At 62.9% G+C, this 19,346-nt stretch carries 23 protein-coding genes; 17 read left to right on the top strand and 6 right to left on the bottom strand.

The window, feature by feature from the left end:
* Positions 1 to 7: 7 nt before the first annotated feature.
* The 4 genes from V7S54_RS24880 (at position 8) to V7S54_RS24865 (ending at position 5,149) form a co-directional block, all read left to right on the top strand.
* Positions 8 to 1,537: a di-heme oxidoreductase family protein gene (locus V7S54_RS24880; protein ID WP_065372436.1), complete on the top strand. Its 1,530-nt coding sequence runs from the start codon at positions 8 to 10 to the stop codon at positions 1,535 to 1,537.
* Positions 1,534 to 2,652, top strand: a complete 1,119-nt coding sequence (locus tag V7S54_RS24875; RefSeq protein ID WP_419178142.1) for an imelysin family protein — start codon at positions 1,534 to 1,536, stop codon at positions 2,650 to 2,652. The genes V7S54_RS24880 and V7S54_RS24875 overlap by 4 nt, the downstream gene beginning before the upstream one ends.
* 344 nt (positions 2,653 to 2,996) lie before the next feature.
* The gene (locus V7S54_RS24870) at positions 2,997 to 3,986 is read left to right on the top strand and encodes a magnesium transporter CorA family protein (protein WP_065372435.1); all 990 of its coding nucleotides are present in this window, start codon (positions 2,997 to 2,999) and stop codon (positions 3,984 to 3,986) included.
* Between the two features lie 77 nt (positions 3,987 to 4,063).
* On the top strand, positions 4,064 to 5,149 hold the full coding sequence (locus V7S54_RS24865) for a DUF1513 domain-containing protein (protein ID WP_065372146.1): 1,086 nt from the start codon (positions 4,064 to 4,066) through the stop codon (positions 5,147 to 5,149).
* 14 nt (positions 5,150 to 5,163) lie between these two features.
* Here V7S54_RS24865 and V7S54_RS24860 read toward each other — a convergent pair whose 3' ends face one another.
* On the bottom strand, positions 5,164 to 5,718 hold the full coding sequence (locus tag V7S54_RS24860) for a GNAT family N-acetyltransferase (protein ID WP_065372145.1): 555 nt from the start codon (positions 5,716 to 5,718) through the stop codon (positions 5,164 to 5,166).
* Between the two features lie 15 nt (positions 5,719 to 5,733).
* Here V7S54_RS24860 and V7S54_RS24855 point away from each other — a divergent pair, with 15 nt between their 5' ends.
* The 5 genes from V7S54_RS24855 (at position 5,734) to V7S54_RS24835 (ending at position 9,599) form a co-directional block, all read left to right on the top strand.
* Positions 5,734 to 5,949, top strand: a complete 216-nt coding sequence (locus V7S54_RS24855; protein WP_083203442.1) for a tryptophan-rich sensory protein — start codon at positions 5,734 to 5,736, stop codon at positions 5,947 to 5,949.
* A 78-nt stretch (positions 5,950 to 6,027) separates the two neighbouring features.
* Positions 6,028 to 6,480 carry a PaaI family thioesterase gene (locus V7S54_RS24850; RefSeq protein ID WP_057247911.1) on the top strand — a complete coding sequence of 151 codons (453 nt, stop codon included), beginning with the start codon at positions 6,028 to 6,030 and terminating at the stop codon, positions 6,478 to 6,480.
* On the top strand, positions 6,477 to 7,121 hold the full coding sequence (locus tag V7S54_RS24845; protein ID WP_065372144.1) for a 5'-methylthioadenosine/S-adenosylhomocysteine nucleosidase: 645 nt from the start codon (positions 6,477 to 6,479) through the stop codon (positions 7,119 to 7,121). The genes V7S54_RS24850 and V7S54_RS24845 overlap by 4 nt, the downstream gene beginning before the upstream one ends.
* Positions 7,122 to 7,277: 156 nt before the next feature.
* Positions 7,278 to 8,840, top strand: coding sequence for a glutamine-hydrolyzing GMP synthase (gene guaA / locus V7S54_RS24840; protein ID WP_065372143.1), 1,563 nt, complete (start codon positions 7,278 to 7,280; stop codon positions 8,838 to 8,840).
* Positions 8,841 to 8,852: 12 nt separating this feature from the next.
* Positions 8,853 to 9,599: a class I SAM-dependent methyltransferase gene (locus V7S54_RS24835; RefSeq protein WP_336408966.1), complete on the top strand. Its 747-nt coding sequence runs from the start codon at positions 8,853 to 8,855 to the stop codon at positions 9,597 to 9,599.
* Between the two features lie 41 nt (positions 9,600 to 9,640).
* Here V7S54_RS24835 and V7S54_RS24830 read toward each other — a convergent pair whose 3' ends face one another.
* Entirely contained in the window at positions 9,641 to 9,970 is a 330-nt protein-coding gene (locus tag V7S54_RS24830) for a nuclear transport factor 2 family protein (protein WP_336408967.1), read from the bottom strand.
* 113 nt (positions 9,971 to 10,083) lie between these two features.
* Entirely contained in the window at positions 10,084 to 10,509 is a 426-nt protein-coding gene (locus tag V7S54_RS24825; protein ID WP_065372140.1) for a DoxX family protein, read from the bottom strand.
* A gap of 81 nt (positions 10,510 to 10,590) precedes the next feature.
* On the opposite strand from V7S54_RS24825, the gene V7S54_RS24820 reads away from it, so the two are divergent.
* Positions 10,591 to 11,583, top strand: a complete 993-nt coding sequence (locus V7S54_RS24820; protein ID WP_336408968.1) for a LysR family transcriptional regulator — start codon at positions 10,591 to 10,593, stop codon at positions 11,581 to 11,583.
* Between the two features lie 35 nt (positions 11,584 to 11,618).
* On the opposite strand, the gene V7S54_RS24815 is transcribed toward V7S54_RS24820, so the two are convergent.
* The gene (locus tag V7S54_RS24815) at positions 11,619 to 12,065 is read right to left on the bottom strand and encodes a MarR family winged helix-turn-helix transcriptional regulator (RefSeq protein ID WP_065372138.1); all 447 of its coding nucleotides are present in this window, start codon (positions 12,063 to 12,065) and stop codon (positions 11,619 to 11,621) included.
* Positions 12,066 to 12,213: 148 nt separating this feature from the next.
* On the opposite strand from V7S54_RS24815, the gene V7S54_RS24810 reads away from it, so the two are divergent.
* The 4 genes from V7S54_RS24810 (at position 12,214) to V7S54_RS24795 (ending at position 14,465) form a co-directional block, all read left to right on the top strand.
* Complete coding sequence (locus V7S54_RS24810; protein WP_065372137.1) at positions 12,214 to 12,972, top strand: alpha/beta fold hydrolase; 759 nt, start codon at positions 12,214 to 12,216, stop codon at positions 12,970 to 12,972.
* Positions 12,973 to 13,133: 161 nt separating this feature from the next.
* Positions 13,134 to 13,463: an ArsR/SmtB family transcription factor gene (locus V7S54_RS24805; protein WP_065372434.1), complete on the top strand. Its 330-nt coding sequence runs from the start codon at positions 13,134 to 13,136 to the stop codon at positions 13,461 to 13,463.
* Positions 13,460 to 13,927: an SRPBCC family protein gene (locus V7S54_RS24800; RefSeq protein WP_336408969.1), complete on the top strand. Its 468-nt coding sequence runs from the start codon at positions 13,460 to 13,462 to the stop codon at positions 13,925 to 13,927. The genes V7S54_RS24805 and V7S54_RS24800 overlap by 4 nt, the downstream gene beginning before the upstream one ends.
* Positions 13,928 to 14,051: 124 nt before the next feature.
* On the top strand, positions 14,052 to 14,465 hold the full coding sequence (locus tag V7S54_RS24795) for a GFA family protein (protein WP_065372135.1): 414 nt from the start codon (positions 14,052 to 14,054) through the stop codon (positions 14,463 to 14,465).
* Positions 14,466 to 14,870: 405 nt separating this feature from the next.
* On the opposite strand, the gene V7S54_RS24790 is transcribed toward V7S54_RS24795, so the two are convergent.
* Positions 14,871 to 15,497 carry a glutathione S-transferase family protein gene (locus V7S54_RS24790; RefSeq protein ID WP_065372134.1) on the bottom strand — a complete coding sequence of 209 codons (627 nt, stop codon included), beginning with the start codon at positions 15,495 to 15,497 and terminating at the stop codon, positions 14,871 to 14,873.
* 172 nt (positions 15,498 to 15,669) lie between these two features.
* Between V7S54_RS24790 and V7S54_RS24785 the strand changes: the two genes are divergently transcribed.
* On the top strand, positions 15,670 to 16,728 hold the full coding sequence (locus tag V7S54_RS24785; RefSeq protein WP_065372133.1) for a succinylglutamate desuccinylase/aspartoacylase domain-containing protein: 1,059 nt from the start codon (positions 15,670 to 15,672) through the stop codon (positions 16,726 to 16,728).
* A gap of 43 nt (positions 16,729 to 16,771) precedes the next feature.
* Here the strand turns inward: V7S54_RS24785 and V7S54_RS24780 are convergent, their stop codons facing one another.
* The gene (locus tag V7S54_RS24780) at positions 16,772 to 17,254 is read right to left on the bottom strand and encodes an Lrp/AsnC family transcriptional regulator (protein WP_058324573.1); all 483 of its coding nucleotides are present in this window, start codon (positions 17,252 to 17,254) and stop codon (positions 16,772 to 16,774) included.
* 209 nt (positions 17,255 to 17,463) lie between these two features.
* Here V7S54_RS24780 and tatA point away from each other — a divergent pair, with 209 nt between their 5' ends.
* Both tatA and V7S54_RS24770 read left to right on the top strand, forming a co-directional pair.
* Positions 17,464 to 18,633, top strand: coding sequence for a tyrosine aminotransferase (tatA, locus tag V7S54_RS24775; RefSeq protein ID WP_065372132.1), 1,170 nt, complete (start codon positions 17,464 to 17,466; stop codon positions 18,631 to 18,633).
* A 7-nt stretch (positions 18,634 to 18,640) separates the two neighbouring features.
* Positions 18,641 to 19,273, top strand: a complete 633-nt coding sequence (locus V7S54_RS24770; RefSeq protein WP_065372131.1) for a YitT family protein — start codon at positions 18,641 to 18,643, stop codon at positions 19,271 to 19,273.
* Positions 19,274 to 19,346 lie beyond the last annotated feature (73 nt).

Raw genomic sequence — 19,346 nt, 5'->3', positions numbered from 1 at the left:
TCTACTGATGAAAACTGGCGCTCCTCGCCTTCTCGCGCTTCTTTTTGCGCAGGCGCTCTTTACCGCCTTGCCCGCCCTTGCCGGCGACGGCCTTCCGATCGAACGCACTGACCTCGACATCAAGGACCGCCAACGCGTCCTTACGGTCACACGGCCGACCGATGACTTCTCGAAGGCGGAAAGCTTCGAGGCCATGTCCGGTGGTGCTGCGACCTCGATCGCGCCCGTCAATGCCGACAGCTTCTCGCAGTTTTCGGCCAATCTCACCTTCCAGGAAGAGGAAGGCTTCAAGCTCGGCAACGCGCTGTTCCGCAAGCTCTGGGTCTCCTCGCCCTCCTCGACCCAAGCCTCCGACGGCCTTGGCCCGCTCTACAACGCCCGCGCCTGCCAGAGCTGTCACCTGAAGGACGGACGCGGACGCCCGCCGGAGGGCTCCACCGATGCGACTTCGATGTTCTTCCGTCTGGCGCGCCCTTCGCGCGACGACGACGAGCGACGGTTGATCGAGACGCATCAGGTCGTCAACTTCCCGGACCCAGTCTATGGTGCCCAGCTTCAGGATAGCGCCGTGCCGGGCCTCGCTGCCGAAGGGCATCTGAAGGTCAGCTATACCGAGCAGCCCTTCATCTTCCCTGACGGCGAAACGGCGTCACTGCGCAAGCCGAGTTATTCTGTGGCCGACCTCGCCTACGGGCCGCTCGATCCACAGACGACCCTTTCGCCGCGCGTGGCCCAGCCGATGATCGGGCTCGGCCTCATCGAGGCGATCCATGAGGCGGACATCCTCGCGCTTGCCGATCCTGACGACGCCGACGGCGACGGGATCAGCGGCCGCCCGGCACTCAGAGGTAACGCGAAGACCGGCAGGCTGACAATCGGACGTTTCGGCTGGAAGGCGCAGAATGCCACCGTGCGGCAGCAGAGCGCCGATGCCTTTGCCACCGATATCGGCATCTCCTCTCCCGACGCCGACCGGCCGCATGGCGACTGCACAGCCGCCCAAGTGAAATGCCTCACCATGGCGACCGGTGTGCAGGACCGGCTTGGTCCGACCGAAGCGCCCGATCCGGTGCTTAACCTCGTGACCTTCTATTCGGAGAACCTTGCCGTTCCGGCGCGCCGCAAGGCGAGCTTTGCCGAGACGCTCAGCGGCAAGAAGGTCTTCTACGACCTCGGCTGCACGAGCTGCCACACGCCGAAATTCGTCACCCGCCGGGATGCCGCAAACAAGGCGCAGTCCTTCCAGCTCATCTGGCCCTATTCCGATTTCCTGCTGCACGACATGGGCGAAGGCCTTGCGGACGGCCAGCAGGTAGGCGTCGCCAGCGATAGCGAGTGGCGCACCCCACCGCTCTGGGGCATCGGCTTGACGAAGACCGTCAGCGGGCACACTTTCCTGCTGCACGACGGACGCGCCCGCAATTTCACCGAAGCGATCCTCTGGCATGGCGGCGAAGGGCAGAAGGCCCGCGATGCTTTCGCCGCCCTTGCCGCAAGCGATCGCCGCGATCTCCTTGCCTTCCTGGAGTCACTCTGATGCTCTCTACGCATACGCTCACCCTCGCATTCTCCCTGGCGCTGACGACCGCATCGCCCGCGATGGCTCAGGAAGGGAGCGCGCTCTCGCCGCGCGTCGTCAACGAGGCCGCCGTGCCCGCCGTCATGGCCAAGGCCGTCGACGACTTCATCATTCCCGGCTACCGCAACCTGTCGGAAAAGACCGCCGCTGCCAGGCAAGCGACAGCGAAGCTCTGCGAGGCGCCGTCGCAGCCGGCACTCAAGAACGCGCAGAGTGCGTTCTCCGACCTGGTCGGCGCCTGGTCGGCGATCGAGGTCGTGAGACTCGGCCCTGCGCTTGAGCAGAACCGTTTCGAACGATTCCTCTTCTACCCCGACCGCAAGAGCACGGGGCTCAAGCAGGTCCAGGCGATCGTTTTGAAAAAAGACGAAAGCGCCACGGACGTGGCTACACTCAAGGGCAAGAGCGTCGCCGCCCAAGGCTTGGGTGCGCTGGAATACGTGCTTTACGGCAGCGGCGCCGAGACGCTTTCGGGCAAGGAGGGTGACTTCCGCTGCCGCTATGGCCTGGCGATCACTGGGAACCTCGATGACATCGCCAATGAATTCCTGGCCGCTTGGCAGAAGCCGGACGGCATCCAGGCCGCCTGGAAACACCCAGGCCCCGACAATCCCGAATTCCGCGACAATCGCGAGGCGGCGACCGAACTGCTCGGCATTCTCGTCCATGGCGTCGAGACGGTGAAGGACCAGCGGCTGAAGCCGTTCTACGAGGGCAAGGACGACAAGGGGCATCCGAAACTTGCGATCTACTGGCGCTCCGGCAACACCATGGCCTCGATCGCCGGCAACGTGAGCGGGCTCAAGACGCTGTTCGATGTTGCCGACATGCAAAGCCTGCTGCCGGAAGACAGCCGCTCCGTGGCAGGTTCGGCCGACTTCGTCTTCAAGTCGGTGATCGGCATGGCCCGCAACATCGATGGACCGATCGATGCCGCGCTCACTGACGACGACAAGCGCGCCAAGCTCGCATTCCTGTCGCTCAACACCAACGACCTCCTCAACCGCCTGAACAAGGATTTCGGCGGCGCGATCGGGCTTGGCGCCGGCTTCTCCTTCGCCGACGGCGATTAGAGCATCCAGCTCGCAGATGTAGGCACCGGAGCGGAAAAGATGCTCTCGCATCAAAGTGCTGGAGCGTCCTTAGTGCGTTCAATTGAACGCACGCGCTCCAGAGCGGGATGAGGAAAAGTGTGCGCGGTTTTCCGCCCGCATCTCGCTCAAACTCAGAGTGTTGACAATCAAGGCTTTTAGGCGCAAAGCGCTCCCGTGTCCGCTCTCGCGGGCACGTTTCACCACAAGGACCAACTCACAATGAACCCCGACAGTCGAAGTCGAGCCTTCACGCTCACGGCCGTCCGGTCCTGATTTGATCAGGGCTCCGTGGCGGTCGGATGACTCGCCCTATGGAGCCCAATATGCTGCGCATCTACAAAAGCCAGAACAGCCACCTCGTGCTCGTCGACATGCTTGACGGCATCGCATCGCCGACGCCCGCCATCTGGTTCGACCTCTTCAATCCGTCCGTTGAGGAAACGCGCCTCGTCGAGGGCCAGCTCGGCATCGAGATCCCGACCCGTGATGAGATGCAGGAAATCGAGCTTTCCGACCGCCTCTACCAGGAGGACGGTGCCGAGTTCATGACGATGACGGCGACCGCGAAGCTCGACAGCGATTATCCGGTCAAGGTGCCGGTGACCTTCATCCTCAAGGGGACGACGCTGGTGACCGTGCGCCATGCCGATCCCAAACCGTTCCAGATCTTCTCCAACCGCATTCAGAAGACGAACGGCCAGATCTGCGAAAGCGGCGAACTGGTGATGCTCGGTCTTCTAGAGGCAATCATCGACCGTACGGCGGACGCGCTGGAGCGCGCCGGCAGCGAGGTCGACGCGATCTCGCGCGAAGTGTTCCGCAAGACGAATGCCAGCGCCACCAAGAAGACGCGCGACCTGCAGTCGCTGATCGAGCAGATCGGCCAGAAGGGCGACCTCCTGACGGTCATCCGCGAAAGCCTCGTCAGCATCGGTCGGCTCGTTGCCTATCACGTGGCGCTCGAAGGCATGGGGCCACGCAAGGCAGGAAAGGAAAGCCGGCAGCGGATCAAGCTGATCCAGCGGGATGCAACTTCGCTTGGCGACCACGCGCTGTTCCTGTCGAACAAGATCAACTTCCTGCTCGACGCGACGCTCGGCCTCATCAATCTCGAGCAGAACCAGATCATCAAGATCTTCTCGGTCGCCGCCGTCGTCTTTCTGCCGCCGACGCTGGTCGCCTCGATCTACGGCATGAACTTCGGGGTGATGCCGGAACTGCAGTGGGAGTTCGGCTACCCTGCGGCACTGATGCTGATGGTGATCTCGGCGATCGTGCCCTATTTCTACTTCAAGCGCCGGGGCTGGCTCTGACCCCGCAACCTGCTATATCGCAGCCCTGAGCGACACCCCGTTCAGGGCTGCAGGTTTCCACGACGAGCGAGGATGGCATGACAGTCGCCACGGGTCTGATCGATCGACGCAGTTTCGTGAAAATGGCGGGCGCGGCCTGGGTAGCAAGCCTCGCACCCGACCGGGCTTTCGCCCTTGGCAGAGCCGACGCCGTCTTCGCCTCGGCCTTCATGGCGCCGGATGGAAGCTATGGCGTTGCAACGCTGACGGAAGCCGGCGAGATCATCGAACGTACGACGCTTCCGGCGCGAGCGCATGGCATGGCCTATTCGCCCGTCAGCCATCGGGCGGTCGCCTTCGCCCGCCGGCCCGGCACCTATGCGATGATCCTTTCGACCGACGGCTCGGCGGAACCAGTGGTCATCGCTGCAGCAGAGGGCCGGCACTTTTACGGTCACGGCTGTTTCTCGGCGGATGGCAAGCTGCTCTATGCCACCGAGAACGATTTTGCCGGCAATCGCGGCATGGTCGGCATCTATGACGGCACCGACAACTTCACCCGCATTGGCGAATTCCCGACCTATGGCATCGGTCCACACGACATGACGCTCGCTGCCGACGGACGGCTGCTTGCGATCGCCAATGGCGGCATCGAGACCCATCCCGATTTCGGCCGAACCAAGCTCAATCTCGACCATATGGAGCCGAGCCTGACGCTGGTCGACACGCAAAGCGGCGCGCTCGTGCAGAGGCACGGTCTGCCTGCTGAACTCAGCCGTCTTTCGACGCGCCACGTCGATATCGGCCCGAAGGGCGAGATCTGGTTTGCCTGCCAGTACGAAGGCGCGCGCAACGACCTGCCGCCGTTGGTCGGATCCTTCTCCAAGGGCGAAGACCTGAAATTCCTGTCGCTGCCCGAACGCACGACGGAAGCGCTGGCGAACTATGTCGGCGCGATCGCCGTCAACCGGCACGAAGGGCTTGTTGGACTGACCTCACCGAAGGGCAACGTGGCCGTGACGCTCGATGCCCGCACCGGCACGGTGCTGAAGGAAGAGCGCGTCGTCGATGCAGCAGGGGTCGCCAGCGCCGGCCACGGCTTTGCCGTTTCGTCCTATGACGGCCACTTCAAGGCGCGCCAAAGCCGGGTCGCCTGGGATCAGCACATCGTTCGTTTGGCATAGGCCGGAGACATGCCTCAGGCCGAAAAGCGGCCCGCGCCGGAGAGTTTTGCCAAGTCGTCCCAGCGATAGGCGGTCTGGTCGTGGTTTTCGCCGCCGAGGCTTACCTGGCCCTGGCCGATGGCAACCGCACCGAGATGCTCGTAGAACGCCCTGTTCGGATTGCTGGAAAGCACCCAGGCAAACAGGGACTTGCCGCCCAGTTCCCGGCAATGGGCGGCAACGCTGCGCACCAGTGCCGAGCCGATGCCGGCGCCTTGGAATTCCTTGAGGATATAGAGCGCATAGAGCTCGCGATCGAACCGCGGCGGCATCGAGCGGGCTTTTCCGTAATTGGCAAAGCCGATCACCTTGTTCGTGCTCATGTCGACCGCGACCAGATGGAAGACGTCGGCGACGCGCATGCGCCTTGCGTGGCGCAGCGCCTGCTCTTCGACGCTCATCCCATCGAGGAAGGCGTCGGAAATCAGTCCGCGGAACGTCGATCGCCAGCTTTCGACGATGACGGAGGCGATCATCATGATGTCATCCGGACCGGCCGGCCGGATATCGATGCTTCTGAAGCTCTTCATGGCACATGATATAGGTTGCAGATCACGGCTTCAAAACGGCAGCCCCCATGGAAAGCCAGAAAGTCGGTTCTATCTGTCGAGGCCACCATCATCGCGCTATTGATTGCAGTCGCCGGTTTCGTCGTCGCAAGCCGGCGGCGGGATCGCGTTTCGGCCCCGTTGTTCCTGCCCTATCTCGCCTGGGTTGCGTTTGCGACGACGCTCAACAGCTCGATTTTGCTCATGAATTGAACTTGTCGGACCTTCACGAGCGTGCCACTGTCCCGCAGGCATAATGATGCCGCCCGACAAAAAAGGCCATGTGGACTGATGGACGACCGTGATCCCCCCGATTTCCGAAAGCGCATCCGCGAGAGTTTCGCGCGGCAGGCGGCAATGCGCACGGTCGGCGCCGAACTGACGCTCGTCGAACAGGGCACGGTCGAGATCGAACTGCCGTTCGACGACAAGCTGACGCAGCAACATGGCTTCCTGCATGCGGGCGTGATCTCGGCGGCGCTGGATTCGGCCGGCACCTATGCCGCCTATTCGGTGATCGACCCGGATGCCTCGATCCTGACGATCGAGTTCAAGGTCAACCTGCTTTCGCCGGGGCGCGGCGAGCGCTTCCTGTTTCGCGGTGAAGTGACCAAACCCGGCTCGACGATCATCGTTTCCGACGGGCGCGGCTACGCGATCCGCGCCGACGGGCCGGCGAAGCTGATCGCCTCGATGACCGGGACGATGATGGTGGTGCGCGGACGCCAGGGGATCGAAGGATGAGTTTTGCCGTCAAAACCGTTGCCGGACGCAGGGTTCTCTACGTCATGGCCGTTGATGCCGAATACGGGCCGCACCTCAAGCAGCGGATCAAACCGCTGATGACCGGCGTCGGCCCGGTCGAGGCCGCCGTTGTGTTGACGCGCACGCTCACGGAGCTTGCCGCGGAAGGGGCCCTGCCCGATCTGGTCGTTTCGCTCGGGTCCGCCGGTGCCGCGACGCTCGAACAGACGGAAGTCTACCAGGCCGTTTCCGTCGGTTATCGCGACATGGATGCCTCGCCGCTCGGCTTCGAGAAGGGCGCAACACCGTTTCTCGACCTGCCGGCCATGGTGCCGCTGCCGCTGAGGATTCCCGGCGTGCCGGAGGCCCGGCTTTCGACCGGCGCCAACATCGTCTCGGGAGCCGCCTATGACGCGATCGACGCCGACATGGTGGAGATGGAGACCTTTGCGGTCCTGCGCGCCTGCCAGTCCTTCCGGGTTCCGCTGATTGCGCTTCGCGGCATTTCCGATGGCAAGGCCGAGCTCAAGCACGTCAGCGACTGGACGGAATATTTGCACGTCATCGACGAGAAGCTTGCAGCCGTGATCGACCGGTTGGAGAATGCGGTTTCAAGCGGCACGATCCGGCTCGAAACGTGATCGTAAGTCAGAGCGGGATGTGGGCGGAAAAACCGCACGCACTTTTCGTCATCCCGCTCTGAAACCCCGGAATTGTCGGGGTGCAATTGAATCGTTGCGCTGATGGCGGGCTTTCATTAAAGGCTCGCCATGATCAAGCTTGTTTGAAGGCTTCCAATGACCCAGACAGCCCATCCCGACACCGTCCTCATCGTCGATTTCGGCAGCCAGGTGACGCAGCTCATCGCCCGGCGCGTGCGCGAAACCGGTGTCTATTGCGAAATCGTACCGTTCCAGTCGGCTGAAGAAGGCTTCCAGCGGCTGAAGCCGAAGGCCGTGATCCTGTCCGGCAGCCCGGCGTCCACTCTCGACATCGGCTCGCCCCGCGCGCCCCAGGTGATCTTCGATTCCGGCCTGCCGGTCTTCGGCATCTGCTACGGCCAGCAGACCATCTGCGCCCAGCTCGGCGGCAAGGTCGAGAGCGGCCATCACCGCGAATTCGGCCGCGCCTTCCTGGAAGTCGAAAAGGACTGCCCGCTGTTTGAAGGCCTCTGGTCCGTCGGCTCGCGCCACCAGGTCTGGATGTCGCACGGCGACCGCGTCACCGCGATCCCCGAGGGCTTCGAGGTCGTGGCAACCTCTGCCAACGCCCCCTTCGCCTTCATCGCCGACGAGAAGCGCAAGTACTACGCCGTGCAGTTCCACCCCGAAGTGGTGCACACGCCCGACGGCGCCAAGCTGATTTCCAACTTCGTACACAAGATCGCCGGCATCAAGGGTGACTGGTCGATGTCGGCCTACCGCGCCAAGGCGGTGGACGCGATCCGCAAGCAGGTCGGTGACAAGAAGGTGATCTGCGCGCTTTCCGGTGGCGTCGACAGCTCGGTTGCCGCACTCCTGATCCACGAGGCCGTCGGCGACCAGCTGACCTGTATCCTCGTCGACCACGGCCTGATGCGCAAGGACGAGGCGAAGAACGTCGTTGCGATGTTCGAGGAGCACTACAACCTGCACCTCCTGCACATCGACGCGTCCGACCGCTTCATCGGCGAGCTCGAGGGCGTCAGCGATCCCGAGACCAAACGCAAGATCATCGGCCGCCTGTTCATCGAAGTGTTCGAAGAAGAAGCCAAGAAGCTCGGCGGCGCCGACTTCCTCGCGCAAGGCACGCTCTATCCCGATGTCATCGAAAGCGTGTCCTTTACCGGCGGCCCGTCGGTGACGATCAAGTCGCACCACAATGTCGGCGGCCTGCCGGAGCGCATGAACATGCAGCTCGTCGAGCCGCTGCGCGAACTGTTCAAGGACGAGGTGCGCGTGCTCGGCCGCGAGCTCGGCCTGCCCGACAGCTTCATCGGCCGCCACCCCTTCCCGGGTCCGGGCCTTGCCATCCGCTGCCCGGGCGGCATCAGCCGCGAGAAGCTCGAGATTCTCCGCGAAGCCGATGCGATCTATCTCGACGAGATCCGCAAGGCCGGCCTCTACGACGCCATCTGGCAGGCCTTCGCCGTGCTCTTGCCGGTGCAGACCGTGGGCGTCATGGGCGACGGCCGCACCTATGAGTTCGTCTGCGCGCTGCGCGCCGTCACCTCGGTCGACGGCATGACGGCCGACTTCTACCACTACGACATGGAATTCCTCGGCCGCGCCGCAACGCGCATCATCAACGAGGTCCGCGGCATCAACCGTGTCGTCTACGACGTGACCTCGAAGCCGCCGGGCACGATCGAGTGGGAATAAGCAGTCATCTCGATGTCGTCAGACAAGCTCTATAGCGATCCAAGCCTTGTAGAGTTCTACGACATCGAGAACGGCTGGACCGCCGATTCCGAATATCTGAAGACCATGGCCGCTGGCCGCACCTCGATCCTCGATCTTGGGTGCGGCACCGGCCTGTTGGCTGTCGCTCTGGCAGAAGATGGCAGCAAACGGGTCGTCGGCGTCGATCCGGCGGCGGCCATGCTGGACGTCGCAAGGTCGCGACCCGGCGGCGACCGGGTGCGTTGGGTCGAGGGCGACGGGCGGGGCATCCGCCTCGACGAGACCTTCGATATGGTGCTGCTCAGCGGCCATGCCTTCCAGGTCTTCCTGACCAGGGAGGATCAACTCGCCGCACTCAAGACCATCGCAGCGCATCTGGCTCCCGACGGGCGCTTCATTTTCGACAGCCGCAATCCGCTGGTCGAAGAATGGCGGGAGTGGACCGCGGCTGAATCCGAACGGGATATCGTTCATCCGGTCCTGGGCCAGGTTCTCGCCTGGAACGATGTGCAGCATGACCCGGCCACGGGTATCGTGGAATACGGAACTTTCTACCGGATCGCAGCCGACGGACGCACTTACGCGGCCCAGTCGAAAATCGCCTTCCCTTCCCATGAAGACCTCGTCGCGATGATGGACGAGGCCGGGCTGGTCGTCGAACAGTGGCTCGGCGGCTGGGACGGCAGACCGTTCGAAACCTCCGCGCCCGAGATCATTCCGATCGGTCGGCTGAGATAGCCGCTGCCCGGTGCCCGGAAGGCGATAACGATGCGTCTCTTCTATGGAAGCGCATCAAAAAAGAGATAGACCGCAGCGATCTTGCCATCTCGGGCGATGATGAAATCGGTCCCGGCATAGGCCGGTGGTTTGCCGGGACTGCCTGACAGCCACCGGACCCGGCCACCATTGCCTATTTCCTCAGGTGGGGCGATCGGCTGATATTGAAAGTCGGGATGTGTGGCCTTGATCACGCCCGCGATGCGATCAATCTCGTCGCGGCCGCGGAAAACACCGCCCTTAGGGTCGTAGAACACGGCGTCTTCATGGAAAATCTCACCGAACACGTCGTGGAGGTTACGAAGCAACAAGGTCGATACGAGGAAAGACATCACTTTTCTCCGGTTGGGGTCGGGCCGATAGCCGGAAGCATGAGGACATGGCACGGGGTCAGGTCTGGATAGCTCAACCCGGTGGCAACATCCGCCGATCCGGCATTGGCTGACTATTGGGCGGCGAGTGTCGCGCTTGCGTCCAGCTTTCTGTCCCTGTTCCGATTGTCGATGCTGACAGCACCGGCGCCGAAGGCAGCGATCTGAAGAAGCCCACCCGCCATCATGACGTTCTTGAGGAAGTGGATCATCTGGTTCTGATCCGCGAAATTGCTATGAAACGAGAAGGCCGTTGCGAGGGAGAACAGGGCGAGAGCAGCCGCTACGGAGCGGGTGCGATAGCCGGCAATGAGAAGCAGACCTCCACCAAGCTCAACAAGCACTGCCACGGCGAAAGCCAGCGGTGGAAAAGGCAGCCCGACGGCACCGATCATGCCGGTCGTGGCACTGTAGGCACCGAGTTTGCTGAAGCCACTCATGGCGAAGGGAAGGCCGATCAGCAGCCGGCCGACAAAGGGAAGATAACGGGTCGCAGACATTGAACGTCTCCTTGACGTGGACTCCGCAATTCGTTGCGGACCAGGCTATGATGTTGCGACTCCGCTCTTTTCGAAATAGAAATGGTTGAAAGTCATCATTGCAGAATTGTCGATGTCCAAACGCCCGATTTCGAAGCGCTGGCGATGTTTGCCAAGGTGGCGGAGGAGCGTTCCTTCGCTGCGGCGGCACGGACGATGGGGGTTTCGGTCGCAACCGTATCGCGCGCCGTCACCCGTCTCGAAGAGCGACTTGGCGGTCGTCTGCTCAATAGAACCTCGCGCCGACTTGCCCTGACCGACTACGGCCACATGCTGGCCGAACGAGCGTCCAGGATCTTCGCGGATGCCGAAGAGGCGGAGGACCTGGCGCGCGACGCCGCCAGCCGTCCGCGAGGGCTGGTTAAGCTAGCGGCGCCCCTGTCCTTCGGCACGCGCTGGGTCGCTCCCCTTCTGCCGGAGTTCTTTCGGCGCTACCCCGAGATCGCAGTCGATCTTCACTTGACCGATGCGCAGACGGACCTCATCGGCGATGGCTTCGACGCTGCGCTGCGCATCGCCGTGCTGGAGGATTCATCGCTCGTCGCGCGGCTGATCGCACCTGTCCAACGGTTCGTCGTCGCTTCGCCGGCTTACCTTGAAAAAAATGGCCGCCCGCAGCATCCGCACGACCTCGTCGCCCACCAGTGTCTGAGCTACGCCAACCGGTCGAAACGGGACGTCTGGCGCTTCACCCATCGCGAGACCGGCGAGGAAGTGGCGGTTGCGCCCAGGGGGTTGCTGCGAGGGACGAGCGCGGAAGCCTTGCTGCCGACAGTACTCGAAGGGTTGGCGATGACCGAGCTCCCCGAGTTCATCGCCACCCAGTATTTTCCGGACGGACGGTTGGAACCTGTTCTCACCGACTGGCGTCTACCGGAAGGCGGACTGTACTTCGTGACGCCGACGGCGCGCGCGCGCCCCGCGAAGGTCTCTGCCCTCGCCGATTTCCTGATCGCCGGGCTGACAGATGCGCGTTGGAGCGCGGAAGCGGTGATGGGCTGGAAACGACCGCCACCATCGAGAAAGCAGACATAGCCCGGCGCCGAACCGCGTCGCTATGCTCGCCGCCTCTACGCCTTGGCCGCGTCCCGCATTCCGTTGCGCAACTTCTGGATCCTTTCGTTCAGATCGATCATCTCCGGTACGGTGAAACCCGAATGCTCCAGCAGGGAGGCCGTCAAGCATCCGGTCTTCACGTGGAGATCCCGACCCTTGGCGGTGAGGTGAACCTCGACCAGGCGTTCGTCGACCATGCTGCGATGCCGGCCGACGAAACCGGCGGCCTCCAACCGCTTGACCGCTGGCGTAATGGTGCTGGATTCAAGGCTCAGCCGATCAGCGATCGCCGAGATCGTCAGGCCATCCTTTTCCCAAAGCGTACTCAGGACGAGATACTGCGTGTAGGTCACACCCAGCGCATCGAGCATGGGCTTGTAGACGCGGTTGATGGCGATCGACGCCGAATAGATCGAAAAACAGAGCTGGCTGTCCAGCGGCAGGGTGGGTGCATCAGACATCGTAGTCTCCTTGGCGCAGTTCGAACCTTGTGTTGCGAAAATCAATATCGCGATAAAAAGTATCTTTACAACGAAATCGAGTTGGCGTATACGATGATTATCGCGATAATGATTTTCGCGGAAACCAACCCGACAAGGAGACCCGAAAATGATCAAGACCCTCATCACTGCCGCCGCTTTCGCACTTTCCGCAAGCGCACTCACCCCGGCCGAGGCCGCCCCTGCCACCAAGAATGTCGTGCTCGTTCACGGCGGCTTCGTCGACGGCTCGGGCTGGCAGGGCGTCTACAACATCCTGAAGAAGGACGGCTACAATGTCACGATCGTCCAGAACCCGACCCTTTCGCTTGCAGACGACGTTGCCGTCACCAAACGCGCCATCGCCGCACAGGACGGCCCGGTCGTGCTCGTCGGCCACTCCTATGGTGGCGTGGTCGTCTCGGAAGCAGGCACCGACGAAAAGGTGAAGTCCGTCGTCTATATCGCCGCCTTCGCGCCGGATAAGGGCGAGTCCGTTTCCACGCTGATCGCCAACCCGCCGGCCGGCGCCTCCGTTCCGCCGATCCTGCCGCCGGTCGATGGTTTCCTGGCACTCGACAAGGCGAAATTCGCCGCCGCCTTCGCGGCCGACGTCGATCCCGAAATTGCAGCCTTCATGGCCGACTCCCAGGTGCCGTGGGGCGTGGAAGCGGCAGCCGGTGCCGTCACCGCTCCGGCCTGGAAGGAAAAGCCGAGCTTCTATCTGGTTGCGACCGACGACCACATGATCCCGCCGGCCGCCCAGCGCCAGATGGCAAAGCGCGCCGGCTCCACCGTCGTCGAAACATCCGGCAGCCACGCCGTCTACGTCTCGAAGCCGGACGCCGTCGCCAAGCTGATCGAACAGGCCGCGCAGGCTAGCGAATAAGCAACCTCAACCGATAACAACGCAAAGGGGCGCACCTCGGGTGACGCCCCTTTTTCTCGTCTCGAACCCAAACTCGGACGACAGCCTTATCGTTTCAGGAGCGCCGGGCGAAAACAATAGTATTGACTAATCAATCAGTCTGCACTAATGATTCAGCCATGATGATTGAAACCGCCCCCATCACCGCCGTCATGCGCGCCCTTGCCGACCCGACAAGGCGCGCCGTCTTCGAGCGCATCGCCAGTGCCGAGGAAATCACCGTGGTCGAGCTCACCCGCGGCAGCGGCGTGACGCAGGGCGCGATTTCCCAGCACCTCAAGTCGCTGAAGCAGGCGGGTCTCGTCGCCGAGCGTCCGGAGGGCCGCAACGTCTATTACCGCGCCGAGCCCGAGGGCCTGGCGCCGCTCGTCGACTGGATGAGCCACTACGGCACCTTCTGGCGCGACCGCTTTGCCAATCTGCGCACTCTTCTCAAGGAGATCGATCCGTGACCGGCGCAGCAGTTCTGAAGTCCGAAACGCAAGACATCGTCGTCGACGAGGTGTTTCCGCATACGCCCGAGACGATCTGGAAAACACTGACCAACGGCGACCTGATGGGCCGCTGGATCATGCCGCCGACGGGCTTTCAACCCGTGGAGGGCACGCATTTCACCTTCCAGACGACGCCGGCCGGCGCCTGGGACGGGACGATCCGTTGCCAGGTGTTGGAGGTGCGTCCGCATGAGCGCTTCGTCTACTCCTGGCAGGGCGGGCACGAGGGCAATACCGGCTACGGCTCCCGCCTCGATACGGTCGTCACCTGGACGCTGGCAAAGGTCGACAGCGGCACCCGTCTTCGCCTTGTGCATTCCGGCTTCGTCACGCCGAAGAACGATAGCGCCTACAAGAACATGAGCGAGGGCTGGACGAAGGTCCTGTCGCGCCTCGGCACCGTCACCGACGAACAGCACTAGATGCTAAAGCCGGATCGTCACGGCGATCCGGCACCTCACCAACCCGAAACAAGCAAAGAGAATGGTCGGCGCGGCCCTTACGGCCGTGCTCCAGGCTTTGCCTTGCCCGAAACAGGAGGAATGTATGAGCAAGTCCTATATCGGCGGATGCGCCTGCGGTGCGATCCGCTACGAAATCTCCGGAGAACCGGTTTTCTCCAACGACTGCCAGTGCCGCGACTGCCAGCACGAGAGCGGGACCGGGCATGGTTCGCATATGACGTTCCGCCGCGACGGGGTGAAGCTCGAAGGCGAAGCCACGCACTGGGACATGGTCGCCGACAGCGGCCATGTGAAGACGCGCGGCTTCTGTCCCACCTGTGGCTCGCCCGTCTACATGACCTTTTCGGCCATGCCGGAGTTCTTCAGTGTTCGCGCGGCAAGCCTCGACGATCCGAGCCGCTACAGGCCTCAGGCGGTGACCTACGGCATACGCGGGCATGCCTGGGACCATCTCGATCCGGCCCTGACCAAATTCGAGACCATGCCGCCGGCGTAGGATCGCCAATCGAAGGTTTCGCAGGGCGGGCCTTGAAGTGCCCGCCCACACCCATCCGGTCGCTACCCCGGTGGGAACGAGAGTCGGCAAAGGCGAACAATAACTCCGCTTTTCGGCTACCAGTTCGAACAACAGTCCGATGTCATCTTCTGCTTATCGAACGCCTTTTGGCACACACCGACAAACAGGAGAGACAGAATGTTCCGTTCCCTCATTGCCAGCGCAGCCATCGCCATTGCCGCCCCGGCCCTCGCCGACGTTCAGCCCTATCCGGCGACCTTCACCACTCAGGCCGAGTAGCCGGAGCGCCTGAAGCCAGCCAGCATTGCCGATCGAGATCGCCGCGCGTCCTCTCCGACGCGCGGCGATGCTGTACTTTGCCGCTCGCCGGAGCGCACTGAAGCCTCAAGCCGGCGGAATGAAAGGCTGGCTGATCGTCTGGAACACGGGGAGCGCTTCCAGCTTCTGCGCATGTGCCTGCAGATGAGGGTAGTTCGAGATCGCCACAAGATCGGTATGTACGTCGTTAAGGAACCGCAGGACGACCGCAACGGCGATATCGACATGGCCGATGCGCTCCGAGAACCAGTATTCGCTCTGGCTTTGCGCACGGCTCGCCTCGAGCACGCCGAGCGTTTCCTCGATCTGGCGGCGGCAGCGATCGACCCAGAGAGCCGAGACTTCGCCATGCAGGCGTTTCTCGTAAAACAGGCTGACCGCCTTATCTCCAAGGCCGGTCGCGAGCGTGGCGATCCGGAGTGCCCGATGTCGTGCCGGCTCGGTTCGCGGGAACATGACCTGATCGTCGGAAACGAGGCTATCGAGATAGTCGAGGATGATGTGGCTGTCGGTGAGCGCCAGCCCATCGTCCAGCACCAGGGTCGGCACGCGCGTCAGCGGATTGTGCGCGCGAAGCTCGTCGGCGTTACCGAAGGACGACCAAGGGCGGTGTTCGAAGGGGATACCGTAGAGCGTGAGCGCGATGCCCACGCGACGAACGAACGGAGAGTCGTATTGGCCGATCAGGATCATTTTGCCGTCTCCTGCCTGTGCTAGCGGTTTCTAGGAACAATAGGCCTTCCCCGGATGTCAAAGCCAGAGCGACTTCGGCGCAACCCGATTCCGCACCCCAGTTCTTAGCGACTTGCGGACCGCCGTTGGAATGCCGATAAGCGCCACCAACAAAACGATACGGGAGGAGCCCATGGACATTTCCGAAATCATCATCGCCGGCGATACGTCCGGCATCGAATGGCGCCTGCCTGTCTACCGCTTCACGGGCAGGAATGCCGCGGCACCGAAGACCTATATCCAGGCGGCGCTGCACGCCAACGAATTGCCGGGCACCGCGCTGGCACATTTCCTGCTGCAAAGATTGCAGCAGGCGGAAAAAGACGGCGCCATCCTCGGCGACATCACAGTCGTACCGCAGGCGAACCCGATCGGCACGGCGCAATCGCATTTCGGCGAGTTGCAGGGCCGTTTCGACCTCGGCTCACGCACCAACTTCAACCGCGACTTTCCGCTGATCTCGCTTGCCGACCGGGACTACCTCATCGAGGATCTCGATCACTATTCGGCGACCGACCGCCTGAAGCGCCAGCTGCTGCATATGGCGCTCGGCGCCGATCTGATGCTCGACCTTCACTGCGACGACGAGGCGCTGCAATACGCTTATATCGACGACGCCTTTTGGCCGGAGGCGGGCGACCTCGCTTCTGCGCTCAACATGGAAGCGGTCTTCCTCTCGGATGGCGAAAGCTCCGCCTTCGAAGAGGCCGTCGCCTATGCCTGGAAGTATGAGACCGGGCAGAAGAAGGCGCGTCTGCCGGGACGCCTCTCGGTCACGGTCGAGCTTCGCGGCACGCGCGACGTTTATCCGGAGCTTGCCCGGAAGGACGCCGAGGGTGTCTTTCGCTTCCTCGTCGCCCGTGGCGTCGTGACCGGTGAGGAAGAGGCGATCGCGCCGTTCGCCGGCATCGTCGCCCCCCTCGACAACATCGAGATGATCCGCGCGCCGGAGGCGGGCGCCATCCTGTTTCATCGCGACATCGGCGAGAGCGTGAAGGCCGGCGACCTGCTCGCGACCATTCTCACCCGTCCCGGCCGGCTCGACGGCGCGCTCGACGTGCACGCGCCGCAGGATGGGCTGATCGTCACCCGCGTCTCGACGCGGCTTGCGCGCCGGCGCTCGGACCTGATGAAGATCGCCTGCGCTCAGCCCTCCAGCGCCCTGCGCAAGCCGGGGCCGCTCGAAGCCTAACAGCAGTTCCGAGTACACGCGAAGCCGTCTCCGGACGCCTCATTCAGCGGCCGTCACCCAAGGTGGCGGCCGTCATCTTTGGGCTGTCGAGCAAGATGGTCGAACGCAACGTCTTGATCTCGGCAATCTGCTCGAACTCGCTCCAGAGCAGACGCTTGTAGTCGGCGACATCACGCACGGCGATCTTCAGGAGAAAGTCGAAGTCGCCGGCGACCGTGTGGCATTCCACCACCTCCGGCATGCGCGACACCAACTCGATGAAACGGTGACCGACCTTGCTTGCGGTGCGCTCCAGCGTCACTTCGACGAAAGCCTGGAAGCCGACACCGGCCGCCTTCGGATCGACCACGACCGTCTGGCGGATGACGCCCGTCGCATAGAGCCTGGCGAGGCGGCGCGACAGCGGCGCCGGCGAGAGACCGACCCGGGCTGCGAGCTCGTTGTTGCTCAACGACGCATCCTCGACGAGCAGACGGATGATGCGTCGGTCGACCTGATCCAGTTCCATCGCCACCTTTTCAACCATCACCAAGCTCCAACGCGCAAATCAGCAAATCAATTGCAGAGTTTTGCGCAAATAGCACGCCGTCGATATTGCCTACGCAGCAAAAATCGCATCGATTTTGCGCCGATCCTGACTTAAGAAGGAAGCCGCAGGGCAAGCCGGAGGAACGGCAGCCGGCAGGCATTCTCGACCGATAACGCATCGCTGCCAATCAAGGGGGATTTTCCGGCATGTTCGACGCACTGACCCGCCAACCCGACGATCCGTTGCTGGCCCTGATCGGGCTCTACCGCAAGGACGAACGCCCCGGAAAGGTCGATCTCGGCGTCGGCGTCTACCGCGACGAAACCGGCCACACGCCGATCTTCCGCGCCGTCAAGGCGGCCGAGAAGCGGTTGCTCGAAACCCAGGACAGCAAGGCCTATGTCGGCCCGGAAGGCGACCTCGTCTTTATCGATCATCTCTGGACGCTGGTCGGCGGCGACACCGTCGATCGCAGCCACATTGCCGGCGTGCAGACGCCGGGGGGTTCCGGTGCTCTTAGGCTTGCGGCCGACCTCATCCATCAGATGGGCGGCACGCGCATCTGGATCGGCCTGCCGAGCTGGCCGAACCATGCGAGCATCTTCAAGACGGCCGGACTTGAACCCGCCGGCTACCCGTTCTTCGATGTACCAACACAGACGGTGCTCTTCGACAACATGATCACCGCGCTGCAGGGAGCCTCCGCCGGCGACGCCGTATTGCTGCATGCGGGCTGCCATAACCCGACCGGCGGCGTGATTACCGAAGCGCAGTGGATGGAGCTTGCCGCCGTTATCGCCGAACGCGGCCTGTTGCCGCTCGTCGATCTCGCCTATCAGGGTTTCGGCCGGGGCCTCGACGAGGATGTCGCCGGCCTTCGCCACCTGATCGGCGTCGTGCCCGAGGCACTGGTTGCCGTTTCCTGCTCCAAGTCCTTCGGCCTCTATCGCGAGCGCGCCGGCGCAATCTTCGCGGTGACGACCTCGTCGTCCTCGGCCGATACGGTCCGCTCCAACCTCGCCGGCCTCGCGCGCACCAGCTATTCGATGCCGCCGGATCATGGCGCCGCCATCGTGCGTTTGATCCTTTCCGACGCGGATCTTCAGCGCGACTGGAAGGAAGAGCTCGAAACCATGCGGCTGCGCATCACCAACATCCGACGGGCGCTGGCCGAGGGCTTGCGCGACCGCTGGCAGGCGCTCGGCGCCGTCGCCAGCCAGGAAGGCATGTTCTCGCTGCTGCCGCTCACAGAGGCCGATGTCATGCGGCTCCGGAACGAGCACGGCATCTACATGCCCGGCTCCGGCCGCATCAACATCGCCGGCCTGAAGACGGCGGAAGTCGAGAGCGTCATCGCCAAGTTTAGGAACCTCTGAGGATAAGATGGCCGAGCGCAGCATCGACGTGTCCGAAGCCCCTGTCGAACGCCATCGTCTCTATGAGGATGCCCTGGCGATTCTCATGGGCACGCTGATCATGTCGCTCGGCGTCATCATCTACAGCAAGGCGATGCTCTTGACGGGCAGTACCTCCGGCCTGGCGCTGCTTTTGCAGTATGCAACCGGCGCGGAGTTCTGGCTGGTCTTCTCCCTCGTCAACCTGCCCTTCTACATCCTGGCGGTCAAACGGCTCGGCTGGATGTTTGCCCTGCGCACCTTCCTCGCCGTCAGCCTGGTGTCGCTGTTTTCGCGGCTGACGGCCGGTTGGGTAGAGATCGCCCGGCTCGATCCGATCTATGCGGCTGTAGTCGGCGGTGGTTTGATGGGCACGGGCCTGCTGATCCTCTTCCGTCATCGCACCGGGCTCGGCGGCATCAACATCGTAGCGATCTATCTCCAGGAAAAATTCGGTGTCCGCGCCGGTTACTTCCAGCTCGCGGTCGATCTCGCCATCCTTGCCGCCGCCTACTTCGTGCTGCCACCCGCAAACCTCGTGCTTTCGGTCGTCGGTGCAGCCGTCGTCAACATGACACTGGCGATCAACCACAGGCCGGGCCGCTACGCCGGCGTGACCTGAGGCAAGGTCAACGTCTTCCCTCGGGCTCTCCGGGACGCTATCAATCCGGCCACTCTTTGAAATTGCGCGATTC

This window comes from Ensifer sp. CCNWLY38 (assembly GCF_037120565.1).
GTDB lineage: Bacteria > Pseudomonadota > Alphaproteobacteria > Rhizobiales > Rhizobiaceae > Ensifer > Ensifer adhaerens_H.
This window is presented reverse-complemented; position numbering and strand designations above follow the sequence as displayed.